The organism is Pseudarthrobacter sp. S3, assembly GCF_050156905.1.
Classification (GTDB): Bacteria; Actinomycetota; Actinomycetes; order Actinomycetales; family Micrococcaceae; genus Arthrobacter.
Genome location: NZ_CP189583.1, coordinates 1,126,453 through 1,147,436, shown reverse-complemented (window position 1 = coordinate 1,147,436; position 20,984 = coordinate 1,126,453). Strand labels below are relative to the sequence as shown.

The window sequence follows — 20,984 nt, the reverse complement described above, 5'->3', positions numbered from 1 at the left end:
GATGAAATGCATTCCGGAAGAACCCGTATTCGGCGATGGCATGGTGGCCGAGAAAGCGGTCTGGGACGCGCTGAAAAGCAGTCTCCCGGACGACGTCGTACTTGCCTACTCAGTCCAGCTGCGGGACGGGCGGGCAGAACACGAGATCGACATCCTCGTCCTGTGGCCCGGCGTCGGTATGGCCGCAATTGAGGTCAAAGGCGGAAAGGTCGGCGTCGAGAACGGGCAGTGGTATCAGTCTGACAAGGCGGGCCGGCACAACATCCAGAGCCCGGTGGTCCAGTCGCAGGCGTCGATGCATGCGTTGAAGAACTGGCTGGAGGATCAGCTCGGATCTCGGCTCAGCAGCCGCTTCGCGTATCTTGTCAGTCTCCCCTACTCGGAAGTGCCGCGGGGCTGGGCCATGGCGGGGTGTCCTCGCTCGCTGATACTGGACCGGGCGGACACTGAGTCGCTGGTGGCCAGGGTGCGCGACGCCATCGAGCGTGAAGGCAGCGGGGCCACCACGCTGACCCCGGCTTTCCTTGAACGGATCGTCCGGAAGCTTGGCGGCGACCTCGACGTCGATGCCAGCCAGCTCCCCGACCCCCACGAAGCCGAAGACGCGCAGGATCACCTCACCGTGCGGCAGTTAGTGCTGTTGCGGGCGACCCGTTCCCTACCCCGCGTCCGATTCACCGGCGGGGCCGGCAGCGGCAAGACCTGGCTCGCGGTCGAAAAGACGCGTCTGCTGTGCCGTGAAGGCAAGCGTGTGGGCCTCTTCTGCTACAACAAGGGGCTGAGTCAGTACCTGCAGCAGCAGGTCTCCGGCTGGCGGCAGGCCAAGCCGGTCTTCACAGGGGAGTTTCACGAGTACGTCCGCGCGCTTGGTGTCCCGGACGGCTCCGGGCAGGATTATTTCGAGGAGGAGATGCCCCGCCTCCTTCGGGAGTTGGCGGGCCGCATGGAACCGCACGAGCGGCTTGACGCCGTCGTCATCGATGAAGCGCAGGACTTTGCCCCGCTGTGGTGGGAGGCGCTGCTCGCCTGCACCACTGATCCGGAGGCTGGCGAGGTTTATGCGTTCATGGACGACCGGCAGGACGTCTACCAAAGGTGGAGCGGGACCGGCGCCGACGGCAAGCACCCGACGGCGGACCTAGTGCCGATCCATATCGATGAAAACCTCCGCAACACCCGGAAGATCGCCGAGACATTCCGGTCCTTCGCAGGCGAGCACTTCACTCCCCGTGGCGGCACGGGGCTGCCCGTCCGCCGCGTCGAATGCCCCACGGATGATGCCCTCAACGCCGCCGACGAATGCGTTGAGGCCCTGATGGACGAGGGCTGGAGCAACAACCAGATTGCTCTCCTGACCACCAAGTCGCGGCACCCGGCGCACTTGGAGCACGTCGACGCCGGGACCATCGCTGAGTACTGGCTGGACTTCCACGCGAACAACGACGTCTTCTACGGCCACGTTCTCGGCTTCAAGGGCCTGGAGCGCTCGGCCGTGGTGCTCTGTGTCAACGGGTTTAAGGACATGGACCGTGCCGCGGAGCAACTTTACGTGGGGTTGTCCCGCGCCCGGAGCCTGCTGGTGGTGGTCGGGGACTCTGAGTTGCTGGAGAGCGCTGGCGGACGGGACCTGAAAACGGCCCTGTCCCGGGCCGAGGCCTGGGTCCCGGCCTCTGTCGGCATGTGAGTCCCCATGCCGGAGCTCATCGGGGGCTTAAAATGTCGGAGCGGTGAGGCACACTTCAGTCAGAAACCGTCGCATCGGACACGATTCTTGGGGGATCCATGAAAGAGGGAACACAGCTCAACGACAACTACGCCCAGTTCATCGCGCGGCTAGACGCAGCGACGCAGAGTCTGAGCAGCCGGCGCGACTCCCTCAGCACGTCTCTCGAGATCCTTGTCCTGTTGGCGGACCAGAACCGCGCCGGCCTTCTGGCGTGGGAGCAACGGCGGGCGAATACCAGCAAGTTGCTGGAGAAAAACCCCCAAAGGCCGGAAGCGGAATCCCTCAGGGAACTCCTGGAGGTCGCACTCAGGATGGAGCCGATGTTTCGCAACCGAACCGAACGGATCGGGCAACGGCTTGCTCTGCTCGGAAACCGCTCCGACGAACTCACAAAATCTCTTGTGGAGCTTGAGAAAAGCAAGACCAAACTGGATTCCTCCAGAATGCTTGCGCAAGAGCGGGACAATCTCAGCAGGGCCGTTGCACAATTGGCGGGCACGGCGCAAGGCCCTTTTGGGGGCCTTTCTGACGCCGGCCTTCTCGACGATCTCAAGAAAGCCCGGGAGGCAATCGTCCTCGCCGAGGCGCTCCTGGAAGTGAAGGGAAAATGAGCAAGTCACTACCTAAACCCGAGCAAAGGTTGCTCGTGACCTTCACGTCCCAGCAATGGAGCGGGCGGCCGGGACAGGATTCCGTCTATTCATGTCTGGGGCTCGGAATCATCGGGTTCTTCGTTTGCCTGATCCTGATGATCTTCATCGCCGGCCTTCGAAACCCCGGAACCGCAACACTTTTTATCGTTGTTTTTGCAGTCGCGTTGACAATATTCCTCGTCATGGCGAAAGCGTCAAGCGAGAAAAAGTTCCTCACTGGAGTTAACCAAAGTGTCAATGAAACCATCCTCGAGCTGACCGGAAATCCGGGCGACCAACTATCACTACACGACTTCAGGAGATTCATCGAGAACGAGCAGCGCATTCCGTTGCTTGTCCACGGCGTGCCGGGCCTCGAGGTGACGGCGGTCAAGGACGGCCAATCCACAGCGACCGGAAGAAAGCAGCCAGCTCGGGTCCAGAAGAACCCCTCCCCCCGGGACACGCCAGAGGTGACCACAACCCGGCTGCTCATCACCATCACGCCGCCCGAGTACGGAACGGCCAGCTTTGACCGACTGCTCCAGGCCACCCTCGACGCAGACTGACAAGACCGGCCCCACTCCGGGGCTCTGACGCGTCGCACCGTTCATTGTCCGACCCTGCCCATATGATCTAGGAACTGTCGCTCCAACACGTCCCGGGGGATGATGTGAACGTTTTGTTTGGCCTGTATCTGGACCGCGCACCGTGGACCTACCGTGATTCCGCGCTCGGCGTGGTCAGGCTCGGGCCCTTGGGGCTGACCCAGCTGCTTCAGACCCGGCTCGGGCTCTCCGGACCCGATGCCCGCCATTCGACGCGGATCCGGCAGTACATGGCCCGACTCGCGGAGCAGGACACCCCGGAGACCTGGTTCCACCGTTCGTTCTCCGTCGATCCGTGGTCCACGGCCATCGACCTGTTGAGCATGCGCGACGAACTGGTGGTCAACGGATGGACAGGCCTCGCTCCGGACAGGTCCACCGCCAAGCTGAAAGCCCTCGCTTCCGTGGAACAGAGCACACTCCCCCTTGACCGGGCGTTCGCCGATTACCCGCTGGAACTCATCCATGAGCTCGAGAGCGAAGCCACCGCCAACTGGCCGCTCGGAATCTCTGAGATGAAACTGCAGCACCCACGCGGCTCGTTCCCGGCCATCTGGAACCGCCTCATCGGCGCGCTCGAACGCCGCGGAGTGAGCGTCGTGGAGCCCGCCGCGCAGACCGAGCCGGTGGCCGAGGTCACCGCCCTCGTCGCCAAAACCGAATGGGAAGCGGCGGAGCACACGGCACGCTGGCTCGCGTCAGGAGTTACCACCGAAGGTAAACCCGACTCGGCCCGCTCCGCCGTCGTCGCTTCCACGAGCACCTCGCTGCTCGACCAAGAACTGCAGCTGCGCGGCCTGCCGCGGATCGGTGTCGGCAGCCGTTCACGCTGGCGGGCCATCGACCAGATCATTCCCCTCTTCTTCAACGTGATCTGGGCGCCGGTGGACGTCCAGCTGCTGGGCGAGTTCCTGAACCTCCCCGTGGGCCCCGTCCGGCGTGCAGCCGCCCGGCATCTCCTGCGCGCCCTCGCCGCCCAACCGGGCACCGGCGGCGAGGAATGGCTCGCCGCCCTCCAGAAGATCAGCGCCGACGAGAACCTCGGTTCCGCCGTCGCGGCAGAACTGGACCAGCTGCTCAGCACCGGTCTGCTGACCGACGACGGCACCGTCAGCGGCAGCGCCGTCGTCGAACGCGCGCAGTGGCTGCGCGCCCAGCTCAAGCGTCGCGTGCATCTCTACCCCCAGCTCGAATCCGTCCTCAGCCAGCTCAATGAATTCATGGCCCTGATCGACGGGCCGGAGCCAGTAACCCGCAAGACCATCGCACGGATCCTGGAATCCGTCGTTCCCGCCAGTTCCAGTCCCCTGGCCGGCGACGAGGCAGCGCCGTGGCTCACGCTGCGCGGCCTCGCCGAACTGTGCGACGACGTCGACACGCTCGTCTGGTGGGGGTGCCAGGATGACGGCCAGGCCCGGTCCCGGCACTGGGACGACGCCGAACGCCAGGCCCTGCTGGGCGTCGGCGTCGTACTGCCGGATCCTGCTGCCCTCGCCGAACTGGAACTCTCCGTCGCAGTGAACGCCGCGAGGCACTGCCATCGGCTGCTGCTGGTCCGCGCCGCCGAGATCAGCGGGGAGCCGACGAAGGCGCACCCCGTGCTGTCCTCCCTGGCCTTCAGCACCCTTCCGACTCCCCTGCCCGGGACCCCGGAGGAAAACAAGAAGGCGGTGGAACACGCCATTTCAGCCTTCAGCACTACTCCCACGGAGTTGGTGCGCGACGGCGTCTGGCACCTCGCCGGCCGAACCGCAGTGCTGACGCCGGTGCAGCCCTCAGAATCCCAGCCGATCCCGGCATCGCACGAATTGGGCCCGCGCCCGGCCTTCATGCCCGACAGGCTCTCCTACTCGCAGCTGAGCACGTTGATCGGCTGCTCCATGAAGTGGGTCCTGGAGAAGAAGGGGCGGCTGAGGGTGGGCGACGCGCAGTCAGTCCCCACCGGAAACACCATGATCGGCACCCTGGTCCACAGGGTCGTCGAAGAACTCTTTGGCGAGCTCTACGCCGAGAACCGGGCCGTGCCCGAGCCGGCGGAAGTCCACGCGAAACTGGACCAACTCGTTCCCCACTACGCTTCGGAGCTGCTCCTGCCTGGCAGAGGCAGCAAACTCGCTGGACTCCGGCCTGTCATAGAGAACTCGGTCATCAAGCTCTTCCAGACCCTGCAAACGCAAGGGGTCTACATCCGCGCCACGGAGCACGAGTTCAGCAAGCCGGCCCTGTTCAACGTCAACGGAACTCAGCTCGAAGTAATGGTCTCCGGCTACATCGATGTCCTTGCCGCGGACCAGCACGCCGAGCCCGTAGTGATCGACCTCAAGTGGACCAACCGCGCGAAGTACCGCCGCGAAGAGATCACCCAGGGTGACGCGATGCAGCTTGCCCTGTACCACTGGGCCTTGGACGACGGGCCGGACTCCATGTCCACCGTCGCCGAAGACGCCGCAATGTCTTACTACATGCTCAAACAAGGCGAGTTCGCCTCCACCAGCAAGCTCTTCGGCCCGGCTCTGGCCAGCCCCGCGTCCAGCCGGAGCACCTGGCAACGCTCTGTCCGCGCCGCCGAATTCTCCATCTCTGAGGTAGTAGGCGGACGGGTCCTCGCCGCCGGACGCCAGGAACTGGGATCGTCAGATGAACAGCGGGAGACTGCGGCTACGGACGGCAGGCTCTACCAGAAGCCGCCCTGCAACTTCTGCGACTTTTCCGCGCTCTGCGGCCTCAAGGGGGACCTGTCATGAACCATGCACTGAACAACGTCACGATGATCACCGCCAGCGCCGGCACCGGCAAGACCTACAGCCTCATGGGCGAAATCGCCACAGCTATTAACAGCGGCACCAAGCCCAGCCAGATCCTTGCCACCACCTTCACCAAGAAGGCCGCCGCCGAACTCATCGACCGGGTCCAGGCCGAACTCTTCGGCAACGAACGCCCGGACGCCGCCCGGCAGATGTCCGTCAGTATGGTGGGCACGGTCAACAGCGTCTGCAGCCGGCTGCTCCAGGAATACGCGGTCGACGCCGGGCTTTCGCCGGCCCTGCAGGTCATCGCCGAAGACGAACAACTCCGGATCTTCCAGCTGGCTACAGACAATGTGTTCGCGGAGTTCACGCCCATGATCCAACCACTGGCCCGGCGCTTGGGGCACGACGGCGAATCCGACATCCGGGGCAGCGACACCGACTGGCGCACAATCGTCCGGAACATCACGGACGCCGCCCGCAGCAACCGGATCGACCCCGCGGCACTAGCCCACTCCGCCGCACTGTCCTGGCAGGGGCTGCAACAGGTACTGGGTCCGGCGGGCCTCGACCACCGCGCATCCTGGTCCAACCAGCTCCTCCAGGGAATCATGAGCCTACGCGGGCGGGCAGCTGACATCGCCGAAGGCGGCAAGGCTCCCCCGAAGAACCTCTACGCCTCGATCGCCCTGCTTGAGCCCGTCCTGACCCACGCGTCGCCGGAGGACGCCCCCTGGCGTTTCTGGATCGACGCGGCCGGCGTCCCGAACGCGGACGCCAAACGGCAGCTGGAGAGCTTTATTTCAGCGGTCGACGTCGACCTGGTCTCCAACCCTGCTTTCCAAAACGAGCTGAGGGAATTCACCGAACTGGTGTTTGCCTGCGCCGCTTCCTGCCTGGACCGGTTCGCCGAATTCAAGCGGCAATACGGGCTCATCGACTTTGCCGACCAGGAAACTCTCGTCCTGGATCTGCTGGAGCACAATCCCACGTTCCGCGCCTCCATCGCCGGACGCATCAAGTTCATGGTGGTGGACGAATTCCAGGACACCAGCCCGCTGCAGCTCCAGCTGTTCACCAAGTTCGCCGAGCTGGTGGACAAAGTGGTCTGGGTGGGCGATTCAAAGCAGGCCATCTACGAATTCCGCGGCACCGACCCCGAGCTGATGAAAGCCGTCGCCGCCCACGTGGAGAACAAGACCCAGCTGCATGATTCCTGGCGGTCCAAAGAAGCCGTCATCGAGCTCTCCAACGAGATCAGCCTCGCCATGTTCCCTGAGCTCGGCGAGAAAGAAGTCAGGCTGACCGTTCCGGAAGCCCGTCGTGATGAGTCCCATCCCAAGAACGCACTGGGCGGCGACCGGGAGGCCTGGACTCTGGCAGCGAAAACCGTGCCGGCGCAGCGCCGGGCCGTCGCCGCCGGCGTCGCCGACCTCATCCAGCGGCGTGGACTCAAAGGGTCCGACGTCGCAGTCCTCGCCCGGTCAAACGACGCCGTCGCAGCCGTCGCCGCCGAACTGGCGTCCCTCGGGATCAAGGCAACCACCAACACCTCCTCCTTGTTCGCCGCCCGGGAGATCCAGCTGGTGCGCGCCGGGATGGCCTTCGTCGCGTCCGACGACGACACGGTAGCCCTGGCCGAGCTAGCCCACCTGCATCCGGACCACCCCCAATTCGGCCAGTGGGTCCCTGCGCTGTTCGACGCCGAGGAGCCCGGGGAAGAGCTCCAGCGCTGGGCCAACGACCCTTTGGTGTCCGGGTTGGTCGAGCTCCGCGGTCTGGCCAAGGTGTGCACGCCCACCGAGATCATGGAAGAGGTGACGTCGCGGCTCGGGGTTGCCCGGCTCATCAAGTCGTGGAGCAACCCGGGAACCCGGCTGAAGAATCTGGATGCCCTGCGTTCCCTGCTAGAGCAGTACTACGAATCGTGTGCCGCGCTCAGCAAGCCAGTGACGCTGAGCGGCTCGCTCAAGTTCCTGGCCGACGCCGACAGTGCCGGCAGTGAGAACTTTGGTGACGACGTCGTCAATGTGCTGACCTACCACAAGGCCAAGGGACTGGAATGGCCGGCCGTCGTGCTGGCGAGTCTCGACAGCGACGTCGCCGCAAAACCGTGGGGTGTGGCTGTCGAAGGAGTCGACGAGATCGACGTCCGCGACCCCCTCGCCGGTCGTTGGATCCGCTTCTGGCCGTGGGCATTCGGCGGAAAGGGATTCAAGCCTCTGTCCGCAGTCGCCGACTCATCAGCCGTCGCGCAGCGGGTCCTGGCGCGGCGCCAGGCCGACTCCGCGCGCGTGCTCTATGTGGGCCTGACCCGCTCAGTCAGCGTGACCTGCCTGGCGGCCGCCAACCCGGCCCCGGCGTCGTTGAACTCGCTGGGGACCGGACCGATCGTGGAGTGGACCGCGGGAGCCGGCAACGACGGAACCCTGACTGTCCAAGGGCGCGACGGCGAACACGCTCTCGCCGTGGATGCGTTTACCTACGAGCCAGCGGATGGACCCGCCGATACCGATGACAATGCCAATGTCGAGCACGAGGACGGCCTGACCGTCGACGCGCCGGTTTCGCATAAACCAGCCCGGGTAACCGCCAGCTCCCTGGCGAGCTTCGGCTTCGCTGCGGACGTCACCGAGGCGGCGGCCCTCGGCCCGCAGTTGATTCCCCACGGCGCTGCCAACTGGGACCAGGTGGGCTCCGCCATCCACGGTTACTTCGCCCTGCCTCTGGCGGAGATGGACGCCTCCGTCCGGCTTCGCGCTGCGCAGCGGCTCCTTGACCGGTGGGGTGCGGCCTCCGCCGTCGAGCCAAGCGTCGTGGTGGAGGCGGGCGAACGGATGCTCGCCTTCTTCGCCCAGCATTATCCTGGCGCGACGGTCACCACTGAACAATCGGTTGCCTGGCGGAACGCCGACAACCAACTCATGGAAGGGTGGATCGATCTCCTGCTGGAGACCCCTGCCGGATATGTCCTGGTGGATCATAAGTCCTATCCGGGCAAAGATCCTGTCGGCCACATCAAGGACAAGTACATCGGCCAGATGCGGGGGTATGCCGAAGCGATTGAGTCCATCACCGGGCGGCCCGTCGTCGAGACGCTGATCCACATGCCGGCGCTGGGGAAGATGTACCGGATCAGCTGAGCCTCACCACCAGCGGTGCCGGCACTCCGGGTTCTGGCACGCCCACTCGGGTGTGCCGATCTCAGTTTTGCCGGTGGCGGGGTAAACACGCATTTCGTCCATGACGACACAGCCTGCGAACTCGGTCTTCTCCGGCATAGCTTGGCGCGCCGACGGCATGATCATTCCGTAGGCAATTAGCCAGGCCTCGCTGCCGCAAACCGGACACTTGCGCGAGACGGCGCGCTTCCTCTTCGGCTGCGGGCTAGGGGCCGTTTCGTCGGGAGTCATGGGAGCACTGTAGGCGGACGATCCGACAATTAGTGACACCTCAAAGTTACAGCCGAACCTTTATGGCTTAGCAATTTTTGTAACCCAGTCGACGGAAAAACAGTGAAGTCGTGTTCAGGACCTTCACTGAGCACCACGGGCGTGTCGTCTGGTCCTTTGGGACCGTGGAATGCCGTAAAGTCAGAGCAATTGTGGCCAAGGGGGCCCTCAAAACGGGAAGGCCGTTAACTCAATGACTACTCCACCAGCTGGCTGGTACGACGATCAAGCGACTCCTGGCCGCCAACGCTGGTTTGACGGAACGCAGTGGACCGACCATTTCCAGAATGTTCCTGCAATGACGGCCCCACCTGCCTATCCCGCGCAGCAGTGGCAGCAGCCCCAGCACACCATGGGGCCGCCCTCGTCGAATTACAACGTGATCCGCGAGGTTGTCTACAATCGTCAGCAAACCTCGCACAGCGCGATGGCTTGGACCCTTATCTCAATTTTCACCGGCGGTATCGGTCTTATCTGGGTCGTCTACTTCTCGCTGAGCCCCGATCACTACTGGAAGGCCTGACGGCCAGGGTTCCACTAGGCTGGCAACTCGCCCGAGTTCGCAGGGTAATGGGGCGACCTAGGACAAAGGCTCCCAGAGCCTCTTCGCCAGTTCGTCGCAGCACGACGAGGGGGCGCGGTCACTTAGAGGCCGCCCCCTCTGCCTTTAATGGATCGTCTTGGCGCAAAAGGCGGGATCAGGCTCCACCCGAGTGCCCCCGTCGTAGTCGATTGGCAGGTACTTCAGCTGGCAGCGCAACGGGACCGTGTCCGCAGACGACTAACCGCAGGGGTTACTTCTCAGCCGCTTCCTCGCTGCCGGTCTCAAACCCGTCCGCCGTCTGTTTGCCGGGCTTCTTCCGCTTGAACAACCCTGCGACGCTCCCGCCGACCGACCCCGCGGTACCGGCAATGGCGCCACCGACGCCTTTGACCACGGCGAGAGCCTGGGGCTCATCTGGGATTCCGTCCCCGTCGATGTCTACGCTCCGGAACGCCCGCGATACCGTGTCGGCTGTGGTTGCTACCCCCGCGCCGACTGCTACAGCGCTCGTTGCGACGCCGCCTCCGACCGTGCTGGCAGTGTCAGCAATCCAGTTTCCTGTAGCTTTCGCGGCGTCCTCCATTGCCGCGAGGGCCCGGTTCTGATCGACCTCGCTGTCTTCGTCAGAAAGGTCTTTCATATCGACGGCCAGATGTTCGGGGAACATGTCAGGGGCATCGGCGAATGCCGCCCGGGCTGCGACGATGACGTCGCGACCGAAGACGAAGCGCGTGACTCCTCCCGCCAGGGCTCCAACTCCGTATTCAATCGTTGCCTGCTGCTTTCCACTCAAATTTTCGCGCACGACGTCCAGCTGACCCGTCTCCATGGTCCGAACCAAATTCTGCGCGGCGCCTCCAGGGAGAGTGTCCGCGAGCGTGTTCGCCCAGTGCGACCAGTCCGTGCGGCCAGCAGCGATCCTATTTCCAACACCGACGACGCCGTCAACCGACGCGCTCGATAGGTCCGTCGCCATCGTTGCGATTTGCTTCTGGCTAACGCGTTCGTTCGAGAGTCCGTAGACAAGCGCGAGCGCCTGGTCTTTGTCGAGGTCCATTCCGTGAATATCGGCAATAGCTAACGCGAAAACCGCGGTGATCTCGAACTGCAACTGCTCATCGCCCGCCGGAAGGAGAGCAGCGGCTCGCTGTGCACCGTTCTTCGCAGTACCCAGCGCCATGTTCTTTGCGGCCTGTTTCGCAGCGCTCTTTGCGGCAAGTTTGACGGCTTCTTTGCCAGTCTTCTTGGCGGCCTGTTGTCCCGCACTCTTCATCCCGGCTGCTGCCGCCCCGACTCCTGGAATCATCGCGATACCAATATCAGCCGCGATCGCGCCAGCGCTGATGAGGGCCCCCGCCGTTGTGATCGAGGTTCCGTAGTGACGCTCCAACATCTGGATCACCTCAGCGGGCGTTGCGTCTGGATGCCGCCGGCGGAGCCTCATGACGTACTTGCGCGCGATCGAATGACGAGCGCTGACGGCCTTCGCAATGTCACGCGTGGCGTCCTCACCGACGAGCTCCGCCTCCAGCGTGATGCTATCCATATTGGTCATCGATTACTCCTCTGGGTTGCACCTCGACGGGAGGTGTGAACGCAGCACACAGACGCGAATCCGACCGTGCCGCACTTGGATCTATGGCGATTCTATTCATGGATTCATGCCTAGCAGGTCCCGGCGCGTGCAAACTCCTCGACTAAGTCACTACCGTCTGCCCAAAGTAAATAGCCCTGTACCTTTTGACGGACCGGCTGGCGCGGTTTACGAAACGCAACGCAATGATCTGCCCATTTGTTGCCTGCAGGCTGCGTGGCCTGCAGGCTGCCGGTTACCTAAACGGTTTCGTTTCGGGCGGGATCAACAGTAACCAGCCGATTTCATGCTCACCATGGCCGGCTCGCCACAACAGGACGGAAGGGCGCGCCGAGCCAATGCCAGACGCGCCCTCTGTTCACACGAACCCACGAAGGGGTCCAAAGTACCTGATTCAGTCGATCAGCACCGACTCCTTGGCACCCTCCGAGGCTTCAACAGCCGAGGGAACCTTCCGTTTCCGGTGATGCAGCCAGTTCGCCACCGCCAGAAGCGCCACGAGCGCGAAAGTGCTCAGGAGCTGGGGACGGGAATCCTCGCCGATGAAGCCCACCGTGAAGATCGCCGCGAGGATGAGGAGACCCATGGCCGTGAGCCACGGGAAGCCGGGCATCCGCAGGGGAAGCTCCGTTCCTTCGCGGTCGGCACGGAGACGCAGCGCGAGCTGGGCCAGGAGCGCGGACGTCCACACCAGCAGGCACGTCGAACCAACAATGTTGAGCAGGACGCCAAGCACCATTTCGGGGAAGACCAACTCCAGCACAACCGTGACTACGCCGAAGGCGACGCTGGCCAGGACTGCGACAACAGGTACCCGGGCCTTCGACACGGAAGCAAGCAGACGTGGCGCTTCGCCCCGCTCGGCGAGGGAGTACGCCATCCGGGAGGCACCGTAGAGGTTGGCGTTGAGGGCGGAGAGTAGTGCTGCCACGGCTACCAGGGTGATGGCGGTGGCCGCGCCGGGCATGCCAGCAGCGTCCAGCACCGCGGCGAACGGGCTCTTCAGCCCCGCCGAACCCACGGGGACCACCGCCGCGATCACGAAGATCGCACCGATGTAGAAAACCAGGATGCGCCACAGCACGGTCCGGACTGCCTTCTTCACGCTGCGGGCCGGCTCCGCGGTCTCGGCTGCCGCAACCGAGACGATCTCGGTGCCGCCGAACGCGAACGCCACCACGAAGAGCGCCGTGGCAATCCCGGCGAAACCGTTGGTCGCGAATCCATCCCCCATGAAGTGGGACAGGCCCGGCGACTGGACGCCCGGCAGCCAGCCGAAGAGCAGCGCCGCGCCCACCAGCAGGAAGCCGACGATTGCCGCCACCTTGAGCAGGGCGAACCAGAACTCGAACTCGCCGAAGTTCTTCACGCTGGTGAGGTTCACAGCGGTGAGCAGCACGATGAACACGAAGGCCATCAGCCACACCGGCAGGGCGGGAAAGATGGTGGCAAGCAGGCCTGCCGCGCCGAGCGCTTCCGCGGCGATGACCACCACGAGCTGCAGCCACCAGAGCCAGCCCACCGTGGCACCGGCCACCGGCCCGTAGGCTTTGGCGGTGTAGACGGAAAAGGCGCCGCTGTCCGGATTCGCGGCGGCCATCTCGCCCAGGGCCCACATCACCAGGATGATGAGGGTACCGGCCACGAGGTAGGAGATCAGGACCGCCGGGCCGGCGGCCTGGATTCCGGCGCCGGATCCGATGAAGAGGCCCGCGCCGATGGCGCTTCCGAGACCCATCATGGTGAGCTGGCGGGGTTTGAGGGCGGCGCCGAGTGGGCGGGCAGACGTCATTGTCTGTTGTTCCATGGGGATTCCTCTGGTTGTGGGTGGAACGGATTGGTAAAAGGTCGGTCAGTTATCAGGCGGCGTGGGCTTCGAGGAGCCGGAGCACGCGGTCGTTGGAGGCGGGGTCGGCAACGGTGATGCGCACGCCGTCGCCCTGGTACGCCCGGACCAGGATGCCTGCGCGGTCGAACGCGTCCACCAGCCTCGCCAGGAGGCTCTCATCCGCACGGATCCACAGGAAATTGCCCTGGCTCGCCTGCAGTTTCCAGCCCTGGGCTTCCAGCTGCGCGGCCATCCGTGAGCGTTCCTGCCTGACGGCGGCAACCCGCGCTTCCATCTCCTCCCCCGCATCCAGCGACGCGACAGCCGCCTTCTGGGCCAGCGCGCTCACCGAGAAGGGAAGCGCGGTCCGGCGCAGTCCCTCCGCGATGGCCGGCGCCGCCACGGCGTATCCCACCCGCAGGCCCGCGAGTCCGTAGGCCTTCGAGAAGGTGCGCAAGATGCAGACGTTCGGGTACTGGCGGTAGAGCGCCAGGGAATCGGGGCCGCTGCCCGCTTCGGCGTATTCCACGTAGGCCTCGTCGATCACCACGAGGATGTCCGGGCGGACGGAGCGCAGGAACGCCTCGATGCGTTCGTGGCCGATCGGCACGCCAGTGGGATTGTTGGGGGTGCAGAGCAGGATCACCTTCGTGCGGTCGGTGACGGCAGCGGCCATGGCCTCGAGGTCGTGGCCCTCAGCGTCGTCCAGCGGGATGCGGACCGGCCGGGCGCCTGCCAGCTCCACCAGGATGGGGTAAGCCTCGAAGGAGCGCCACGCGAAAATCACTTCATCCCCGGCGTCACACAGTCCGGTGATGATCTGCTGGAGGACCCCCACGCTGCCGGGCCCCACCGCGATCTCCCCGGCGGTGACGCCCAGGTGCCGGGCGAGCCGTTCACGGAGTTCGACGGCGGCCGAGTCAGGGTAGCGGTTCATGGTGCTGGCCGCTTCTGCCACCGCAGCGGCAGCAGCTGGCAGTGGACTGTAGTGGCTTTCGTTGCTGGCGAGGGCTGCGATGTCAGCCCCGGCGCCGCGGCGGCCCGGGACGTAGGACGGAAGGCTGGCCACAGCGCCACGAAGGGTGGGAAGCGCGGTGTCCGGTGCGATGAGGAGCTGATCACTGGTCATGAGGAACGATCATGGTTGTGACCCGGCCCACAATGCAAGATACCCTCAACCCATTGGGACTTCTGCTCAACTTCTAGTGACTGTGGTGAAAATATGACCATCCAGCCCCCTCGCACCCTGGATTCCCTCGACGGCAGGATCATCCTGGCCCTCGACAAGGACCCCGAAGCCAGCGCCCTGGCACTCTCCCGGACACTCGGCGTCGCACGCAACACCGTCCATGCCCGGCTGGCACGGCTGGAGCGCAGCGGCGCCCTCCGCTCCTTCAGCCGGAGGCTGGACCCCGCCGCGCTTGGCTATGACCTCATGGCCTTCCTCTCACTGTCCATCAGCCAGACCCGGACAGGTGCCGTGGAAGACGGGCTCGCCGCGATCCCGGAGGTCATCGAGGTGCACGCCACCACCGGGGACGCGGACCTCATGGCCAAGGTGGTGGCCCGCAGTACGGCCGATCTTTACCGCATCACCAACCAGATCCTGGAAATCGAGGGGATCCAGCGGACCAGCACAGCCATTTCCGTACTGGAACTCATGCCGCCCCGCTACGACGGCCTCCTGGCGCGGCTCTCCGGGCAGGAATCCCGCCCTTCCAACTAACTACGAGTGATGCACGCCACAAGTGGGCAAATTTTCACTTCTACGGGCAGTCCCCTGCCAAAAATCCCAACCAAACTCGGCTCTCTTGCCTATCCGTGAACTACGCCACAAGCTTCCTGCATGACTACTCTTACCGTCTCCGGCCGTGTGGCGCAGGTTCTCAGCAGCTACCTCAGCGATGTCTTCGGCGTCATGGGCAACGGAAATGTCTACTTCCTGGACGCCGCGGAGAAGCAGGGCCTGCGCTTCTCCCCCGTTCGGCATGAAGGCGCGGCCATCGCCGCGGCCGACGCCTACTACCGGGCCTCGGGACGCCTCGCGGCGGGCACCACCACCTACGGCCCCGGCTACACCAACGCGCTCACCGCCCTCGCCGAGGCGGTCCAGGCGCAAATCCCCGTCGTGCTGGTCACCGGCGACGCTCCGAGCAGCGGCGCCCGCCCGCAGGACGTGGACCAGGCGGCCATCGCCGCGGGCCTGGGCGCGGCGACCTTCACCGTCACCCGCGACGCCGCGGGCTCCATCACCCAGCAGGCGGTGGAGTACGCACTTACCAGGCGCACCGCCGTCGTGATTGCCATTCCCTACGACCTCGCGGCACTTGAGGCTGCGGAAGAGGAACTTCCGGCGCCGCGCGCACCGAAGGTGACGGACGACGTCGACGGCAGCCTTGGGCAGGCAGCCCGCCTGCTCGCCGGGGCCAAGCGGCCGCTGATCCTGGCCGGCCGGGGCGCACACCTCGCCGTCGCCGGCCCGGAGCTCCGCGAGCTCGCCGACCGCCTCGGCGCACTGACCGCCGGAACCGCCCTGGCACTCAACCTCCTCAAAGGCGAGGGGTACTTGGGCGTCGCGGGCGGTTTCGGCACCGACACCGCGGCCGGGCTCATGGGTGAGGCCGATGTGGTCCTCGTGGCCGGGGCGAGCCTGAGCTCGTTCACCATGCGGTTCGGGCACCTGCTCGGCCCGGACAGCACCGTCATCCAGATCGACACCGGCCTGCAGCCCACGCACCCCCGGGTGGACCTGTTCGTGAGCGCGGACGCGAAGTCCGCGGCGGGACGCCTCCTCCAACTGCTGGACGACTCTGCTTCCGCCGACGCGTGGCGCGCGGAAGCCCGCAGGCGCCTCGCCGAAGGACCGGGCCACCAGGAAGGCTCCGACGAGACCCCGGACGGCCGGCTGGATCCGCGTTCACTTGCCACGGCACTGGATGCCGTGCTACCGGAGCGCCGCACGGTGGTCCAGGACGGCGGGCACTTCGTCGGCTGGGCACCCATGTACTGGCGCATCCCGAGGCCCCAAGACCTGGTCATGGTGGGGACCGCCTACCAGGCCATCGGGCTCGGCCTGGCCAGCGCCGTCGGTGCAGCCCGCGCCTTGGAGGACGGCCGCACCCTGGTGCTGGCCTCGGGCGACGGAGGTTTCCTGATGGGCCTGTCCGACCTCGAATCGCTCATTGGCGCGGCCAGCAGCGCCGTCGTCGTGATCTACAACGACGCCGCCTACGGGGCCGAAATCCACCAATACGGCTCCCAGGGCCTGACCGAAAAGCCCATGCTGATCCCCGAGGTGGACTTCAGCGGCATCGCCCGCGCACTCGGCGCCGAGTCGGCGATCATCCGCTCACTGGCGGACCTTGCCGCGCTCACGGACTGGATCGACGCCGGCGCCAAGGGAACCTTCGTGGCCGACTGCCGGATCACGTCCAGCGTCCGGGCCCCCTGGCTGACCGAATGGATGAAGGCCAAGCAGGAGGCGAAGGCGGCGGTGGCGGGGTAACTGACCCGGGCGGGCAGGGAAAACCGGCCTTCCGGGAGCGAATCATCGGCAAGCTGGGCGGACACCTGAGGCTATTTGTCATATACGTCTCGCCTGTGCCCCATCGAGAGCACCAAAACGATCAGTTCCTGGTCCCAGACCTGATAGATGATTCTGTAGTCGCGGACCCTGATGCGCAGCTGCCCCGGCCTCCCAACCAAAGACTTGGCGGCGACGGGACGGGGATTCTCAGCAAGCAGGCTTAGCGCGTCAAGCAAGAACTTCTGCACGGGACGGTCAAATCTGTGCAACTGCTTGCGGGCTGCAGTCGATAGCCGGACTTCATAGTGGCTATTCGCCAAGTTCAATGCCGAGTTCCGCTGCCACATCCTTCAGCGAGTACGTCGGCTCACCGGCCTCCGTCGCGGCCAGGGCGCGGTCCGCTGCTGCCATGTCCTCCAGATCCTCCAGCGCCTGAAGCGCCCTCTCCGCCAATTCCGGGTCCATGACCACCGCCACGGTCCTGCCATGGCTCAGGACACGGACAGGTTCCCGGCGCGCCGAGTCCAGGGTTTCAGCCCACCGCTGGCGGGCTACTGTTGCACTGACCTCATTCATAGCTAAATTGTACAATTTAGCTACTCCGTAGCGTATAGGTTGCGGAAGAAATCTTGGGCAGTTTAACCGTGCCGTCCCGGTACCGTTTACGTGTGACTTTGACGCACCCGCCGCAGCTCGCCGATCCCGTAATCAGCTCCCTTGTGGGCGCCACCTCGCTAAGCCGCGGGCGTACCTACGCGCGCAAGGCTGCGGTCTTCAACGTCGAATGGAATCCCAAGAACCTGGAACTAAAAGGCAAGGTCCAGGGCAACCGCGACGCGCCTTACCGAACCAAGGCGTCGTTCAAGCAGGGCGTAGACGGCCTCCGCCTTGAATGGGGGTACTGCTCGTGCCCCATGGCGTACAACTGCAAGCACGTGGCTGCGCTGCTCCTGGAAATCAGCAGCGGACCCGCGATGGAGCAGCCGATGCTCTTGGAGATGGCACCTGAGCCGAAAGGGAAAACCCCACCGACTGCCAAAAAACCCGTGGGAAAGGCAGCCACGAAGCAGGCGCCGCCCCATCCGTGGCAGCGGCAGCTCCACAGCCTGCTGCACCCGCAGGCCGCGCCCCGGTACACGGCATTCAACCCCCACGCCAACCGGTCCACCCCCGCACGTACGCTGCAGCTCGGCGTGCAACTGGAGCTTCAGGAAACAGCGCCCGGCCGGACCTGGTCCCCGCCGGGGCTGAACGATCCCTGGGACAGCCAGGCGGCCACAGCCATCAGCCTGGCGGCCCGCCCCGTGAAGCTGGGCGTCAAGGGCAAGTGGGTCACTGCCCAATTGCGCTGGGATACCTTCGGACGTTCAAGCTACGGCTACCAACTCGAGGAATTCAAGCCGGAACAGATCCGCTGGATGCGCGCGTTCGCCGGCGTCTACGCCATTGAAGGGGTACCCAGCACCGGCACGCACCTTTCCGTGGATCAATTCCACAGCCCGCTGCTCTGGCAACTCCTCGCCGACGCGAAGGAAGCAGGCGTGGCGCTGATCGCGGCAAAGTCCGGAGAGGCTGTGGCCATCCACGACCCCGTCACCATCTCCATGGACCTCCGCGAGCACGACGGCGGCCTCCGGCTGAGCCCGCACGTCACCGTCAATGACGGGACTGAGTCACCCGACCACCGCGCGATGGGGATGATCGGCCGGCCCGGCCATGGCGTGTTCTGGTGGGATCCCGCCACAGGGCCGGGCACCAGTACTGCCCCGGCCGGCTTCCACCTCGCCCCGATCATTTCGTCCGTCCCGGAGACCTTCCGGCCGCTGATCCGGCACCGCACGGAACTGCTGGTTCCGGCATCGGCCCGCAGTTCCTTCCTGGGCGAGACCTTCCCCCAGCTGGCGCAGGCAACCGACATCGTATCCAGCGACGGCTCGGTGGAACTGCCGCAGATCCTGCCTCCGGAACTGGTGCTGACGGCCACCCATGAACCCGGCATCCTGCAGCTTCAATGGCATTGGGAGTACGCCTCAGCCGGCACCACCACCCGCCAGCCGCTTACCCCCGGCGGCGGCGGGCACCGGGACCCCGGGGTCGAAGCCCAGTTCCTGGCCGGCGTGGCGGCTGCACTGGCCGCGTACCCGGCAGCGTGGCGGGAGCAGTTCCCGGACGCCCGGTCCGGGCACACCGGCAGCACCGAACCGGCCGTACTCAAGAGCGTCGCCGCCGCCCGGTTCACCACCGAAGCGCTCCCGCTGCTGGAAAAGCTCGAGTACGTCCGGGTGGTCATCGCCGGCGAGGTCCCGGACTACAGCGAGCTGACAGACAGTCCGCTGGTCAGCGTCAGCACCAAGGAAACGGACGACGGCGACTGGTTCGACCTGGGCGTCAGCGTCACCCTGGGCGGGGAAGACGTCCACTTCCAGCAGCTTTTCCATGCCCTCGCCACCGGCGAGGAACACCTGATGCTCTCCAGCGGGAACTATTTCCGGCTCGACCAACCCGAATTCCTGCAGCTGCGCCGGCTGATCGAGGAAGCCCGTGCCCTGCAGGACCAGGAAGGTCCGTTGCGGATCAGCCGGTACCAGGCCGCGCTTTGGGAAGAATTTGAGGAACTGGCCGCCACCGCGGAGCAGGCGGATGCCTGGCGGCGGAGCGTCGGCGGGCTGCTGCAGTTCTCGGGGATCCAGGACGTGCCGCAGCCCGAAGGCCTCCACGCGTCGCTGCGCCCCTACCAGCAGGAAGGCTTCAACTGGCTGGCCTTCCTGTGGGAGCAGGGCCTGGGCGGCGTGCTCGCCGACGACATGGGCCTGGGCAAGACCCTGCAGGCCATTGCCCTGGTCTGCCACGCAAAAAACGGCATCGGCGTCCCGGACCGGGACGCCGATGCACGCCATCCCTTCCTGGTGGTCGCCCCCACCTCCGTGGTGCCCAACTGGGCCGCGGAAACCGTACGGTTCGCCCCCGGGCTGCGCGTCACAGCCGTAACGGACACGCTGCAGCGCAGCGGCACTGATCCCGCGGCACTCACCGCCGGCGCCGACGTCGTCATTGTCTCCTACACACTGTTCCGCCTGGACTACGAGGCCTACGCCGCCCGGCGATGGGCCGGGCTCCTGCTGGATGAGGCGCAGTTCGTGAAGAATCCAGCTACCAAGGCCAGCCAGAACGCCCGCCGCTTCCCGGCCCCGTTCAAGCTCGCCATCACGGGCACACCCATGGAGAACAACCTGATGGAGCTGTGGTCCATGTTCTCCATCACCGCCCCCGGCCTGTTCCCGTCGTCGAAGAATTTCAGCGACTACTACCGGATCCCGGTGGAGAAGGAGGGGGACCCGGACAAGCTGGCGCAGCTACGACGGCGGATCCGGCCGCTGATGATGCGGCGCACCAAGGAGTTGGTGGCCAAGGACCTGCCCGCCAAGCAGGAACAGGTGCTGGAGCTGGAACTGGCACCCCGGCACCGCACCATCTACCAGCGGCACCTGCAGCGCGAACGGCAGAAGGTCCTGGGGCTGCTTGAAGACATGGACAAGAACCGCTTCGCCATCTTCAAGTCCCTCACCACGCTGCGCAGGCTCAGCCTGGACGCGTCGTTGGTGGATGAGAAGTACGCGTCCGTCCCGTCCAGTAAACTCGATGCCCTGCTGGAGCAGCTCGGCGACATCGTGGCCGAGGGACACCGCGCCCTGATCTTCAGTCAGTTCACCGGTTTCCTGGGCAAGGCCGCGGCGCGGCTGGACGCCGAAGGCATCCCCTACGCCTACCTGGACGGCAGCACCCGGCGGCGCGGTGAGGTGATCGAGCGGTTCAAGTCCGGCACCGCACCCGTCTTCCTGATTTCGCTGAAGGCCGGAGGGTTCGGCCTGAACCTGACCGAGGCGGACTACGTCTTCTTGCTGGACCCATGGTGGAACCCTGCGTCGGAAGCGCAGGCCGTTGACCGCACGCACCGGATCGGCCAGACACGGAACGTTATGGTCTACCGGCTGGTGGCCAAGGACACCATCGAAGAGAAAGTCATGGCGCTCAAGGAAAAGAAGGCAAAGCTGTTCACCGCTGTCCTGGACGACGACGCGATGTTCGCCTCAGCGCTGTCCGCGGACGACGTCAGGGGCCTGTTCGACGGTTAGGTCCTCATCGATTGCTCCGTAACCGCCGTTTTCCAGCCCTGCCCGGTAGCCGGCCATCCCGGCCTACAGCGGAGCGGCACAGTGTTGCGCCGGCAGGCAAGGCTGATCCACGGAATCGCCGTCGGCGGTGAATGGGGCGGAGCCGCACTGATGGCACTGGAGCACACGCCCAAGAAGAATCGGGGCTTCGCCAC

Annotated in this window: 15 protein-coding genes; 9 read left to right on the top strand and 6 right to left on the bottom strand. The window is 65.3% G+C overall.

The annotated features are described in order from the left end of the window. Position 1: 1 nt before the first annotated feature. The 5 genes from ACQCSV_RS05625 (at position 2) to ACQCSV_RS05605 (ending at position 8,856) form a co-directional block, all read left to right on the top strand. On the top strand, positions 2-1,684 hold the full coding sequence (locus ACQCSV_RS05625; RefSeq protein WP_426939275.1) for an NERD domain-containing protein: 1,683 nt from the start codon (positions 2-4) through the stop codon (positions 1,682-1,684). Between the two features lie 98 nt (positions 1,685-1,782). Then, positions 1,783-2,337, top strand: coding sequence for a hypothetical protein (locus ACQCSV_RS05620; RefSeq protein WP_426939274.1), 555 nt, complete (start codon positions 1,783-1,785; stop codon positions 2,335-2,337). 35 nt (positions 2,338-2,372) lie between these two features. Beyond that, the gene (locus ACQCSV_RS05615; RefSeq protein WP_426939273.1) at positions 2,373-2,927 is read left to right on the top strand and encodes a hypothetical protein; all 555 of its coding nucleotides are present in this window, start codon (positions 2,373-2,375) and stop codon (positions 2,925-2,927) included. Between the two features lie 104 nt (positions 2,928-3,031). Next, positions 3,032-5,710 carry a PD-(D/E)XK nuclease family protein gene (locus ACQCSV_RS05610; protein ID WP_426939272.1) on the top strand — a complete coding sequence of 893 codons (2,679 nt, stop codon included), beginning with the start codon at positions 3,032-3,034 and terminating at the stop codon, positions 5,708-5,710. Then, on the top strand, positions 5,707-8,856 hold the full coding sequence (locus tag ACQCSV_RS05605; RefSeq protein ID WP_426939271.1) for a UvrD-helicase domain-containing protein: 3,150 nt from the start codon (positions 5,707-5,709) through the stop codon (positions 8,854-8,856). The genes ACQCSV_RS05610 and ACQCSV_RS05605 overlap by 4 nt, the downstream gene beginning before the upstream one ends. A gap of 3 nt (positions 8,857-8,859) precedes the next feature. On the opposite strand, the gene ACQCSV_RS05600 is transcribed toward ACQCSV_RS05605, so the two are convergent. Beyond that, positions 8,860-9,126, bottom strand: coding sequence for a hypothetical protein (locus ACQCSV_RS05600; protein ID WP_426939270.1), 267 nt, complete (start codon positions 9,124-9,126; stop codon positions 8,860-8,862). 232 nt (positions 9,127-9,358) lie between these two features. On the opposite strand from ACQCSV_RS05600, the gene ACQCSV_RS05595 reads away from it, so the two are divergent. Continuing rightward, a complete protein-coding gene (locus ACQCSV_RS05595) occupies positions 9,359-9,688 on the top strand; it encodes a DUF2510 domain-containing protein (protein WP_426939269.1) in 330 nt (109 codons plus the stop codon). A 271-nt stretch (positions 9,689-9,959) separates the two neighbouring features. Here the strand turns inward: ACQCSV_RS05595 and ACQCSV_RS05590 are convergent, their stop codons facing one another. From ACQCSV_RS05590 to hisC, 3 genes are all read right to left on the bottom strand, one after another. Then, positions 9,960-11,264 carry a hypothetical protein gene (locus ACQCSV_RS05590; RefSeq protein ID WP_426939268.1) on the bottom strand — a complete coding sequence of 435 codons (1,305 nt, stop codon included), beginning with the start codon at positions 11,262-11,264 and terminating at the stop codon, positions 9,960-9,962. 433 nt (positions 11,265-11,697) lie between these two features. Then, a complete protein-coding gene (locus ACQCSV_RS05585) occupies positions 11,698-13,110 on the bottom strand; it encodes an amino acid permease (RefSeq protein ID WP_426939267.1) in 1,413 nt (470 codons plus the stop codon). Positions 13,111-13,162: 52 nt separating this feature from the next. Beyond that, positions 13,163-14,260: a histidinol-phosphate transaminase gene (gene hisC / locus ACQCSV_RS05580; protein WP_426939266.1), complete on the bottom strand. Its 1,098-nt coding sequence runs from the start codon at positions 14,258-14,260 to the stop codon at positions 13,163-13,165. Positions 14,261-14,353: 93 nt separating this feature from the next. On the opposite strand from hisC, the gene ACQCSV_RS05575 reads away from it, so the two are divergent. Next, positions 14,354-14,857 carry an Lrp/AsnC family transcriptional regulator gene (locus ACQCSV_RS05575; protein WP_426939265.1) on the top strand — a complete coding sequence of 168 codons (504 nt, stop codon included), beginning with the start codon at positions 14,354-14,356 and terminating at the stop codon, positions 14,855-14,857. Positions 14,858-14,977: 120 nt separating this feature from the next. Beyond that, a complete protein-coding gene (locus ACQCSV_RS05570) occupies positions 14,978-16,636 on the top strand; it encodes a thiamine pyrophosphate-binding protein (RefSeq protein ID WP_426939264.1) in 1,659 nt (552 codons plus the stop codon). A gap of 71 nt (positions 16,637-16,707) precedes the next feature. Here ACQCSV_RS05570 and ACQCSV_RS05565 read toward each other — a convergent pair whose 3' ends face one another. Further along, positions 16,708-17,004 carry a type II toxin-antitoxin system RelE/ParE family toxin gene (locus ACQCSV_RS05565; RefSeq protein ID WP_354160172.1) on the bottom strand — a complete coding sequence of 99 codons (297 nt, stop codon included), beginning with the start codon at positions 17,002-17,004 and terminating at the stop codon, positions 16,708-16,710. Further along, on the bottom strand, positions 16,967-17,233 hold the full coding sequence (locus tag ACQCSV_RS05560) for a type II toxin-antitoxin system Phd/YefM family antitoxin (RefSeq protein ID WP_354154085.1): 267 nt from the start codon (positions 17,231-17,233) through the stop codon (positions 16,967-16,969). Before ACQCSV_RS05560 ends, ACQCSV_RS05565 begins: the two co-directional genes overlap by 38 nt. A 92-nt stretch (positions 17,234-17,325) precedes the next feature. On the opposite strand from ACQCSV_RS05560, the gene ACQCSV_RS05555 reads away from it, so the two are divergent. Next, positions 17,326-20,790, top strand: a complete 3,465-nt coding sequence (locus ACQCSV_RS05555) for an SNF2-related protein (protein WP_426939263.1) — start codon at positions 17,326-17,328, stop codon at positions 20,788-20,790. Positions 20,791-20,984: the final 194 nt, after the last annotated feature.

Coding starts and splice junctions, on each gene's coding strand:
- ACQCSV_RS05625 (WP_426939275.1), top strand. CDS start 2: ATGAAATGCATTCCGGAAGAACCCGTATTCGGCGATGGCATGGTGGCC.
- ACQCSV_RS05620 (WP_426939274.1), top strand. CDS start 1,783: ATGAAAGAGGGAACACAGCTCAACGACAACTACGCCCAGTTCATCGCG.
- ACQCSV_RS05605 (WP_426939271.1), top strand. CDS start 5,707: ATGAACCATGCACTGAACAACGTCACGATGATCACCGCCAGCGCCGGC.
- ACQCSV_RS05600 (WP_426939270.1), bottom strand. CDS start 9,126: ATGACTCCCGACGAAACGGCCCCTAGCCCGCAGCCGAAGAGGAAGCGC.
- ACQCSV_RS05595 (WP_426939269.1), top strand. CDS start 9,359: ATGACTACTCCACCAGCTGGCTGGTACGACGATCAAGCGACTCCTGGC.
- ACQCSV_RS05590 (WP_426939268.1), bottom strand. CDS start 11,264: ATGACCAATATGGATAGCATCACGCTGGAGGCGGAGCTCGTCGGTGAG.
- ACQCSV_RS05585 (WP_426939267.1), bottom strand. CDS start 13,110: ATGGAACAACAGACAATGACGTCTGCCCGCCCACTCGGCGCCGCCCTC.
- hisC (WP_426939266.1), bottom strand. CDS start 14,260: ATGACCAGTGATCAGCTCCTCATCGCACCGGACACCGCGCTTCCCACC.
- ACQCSV_RS05575 (WP_426939265.1), top strand. CDS start 14,354: ATGACCATCCAGCCCCCTCGCACCCTGGATTCCCTCGACGGCAGGATC.
- ACQCSV_RS05570 (WP_426939264.1), top strand. CDS start 14,978: ATGACTACTCTTACCGTCTCCGGCCGTGTGGCGCAGGTTCTCAGCAGC.
- ACQCSV_RS05565 (WP_354160172.1), bottom strand. CDS start 17,004: ATGTGGCAGCGGAACTCGGCATTGAACTTGGCGAATAGCCACTATGAA.
- ACQCSV_RS05560 (WP_354154085.1), bottom strand. CDS start 17,233: ATGAATGAGGTCAGTGCAACAGTAGCCCGCCAGCGGTGGGCTGAAACC.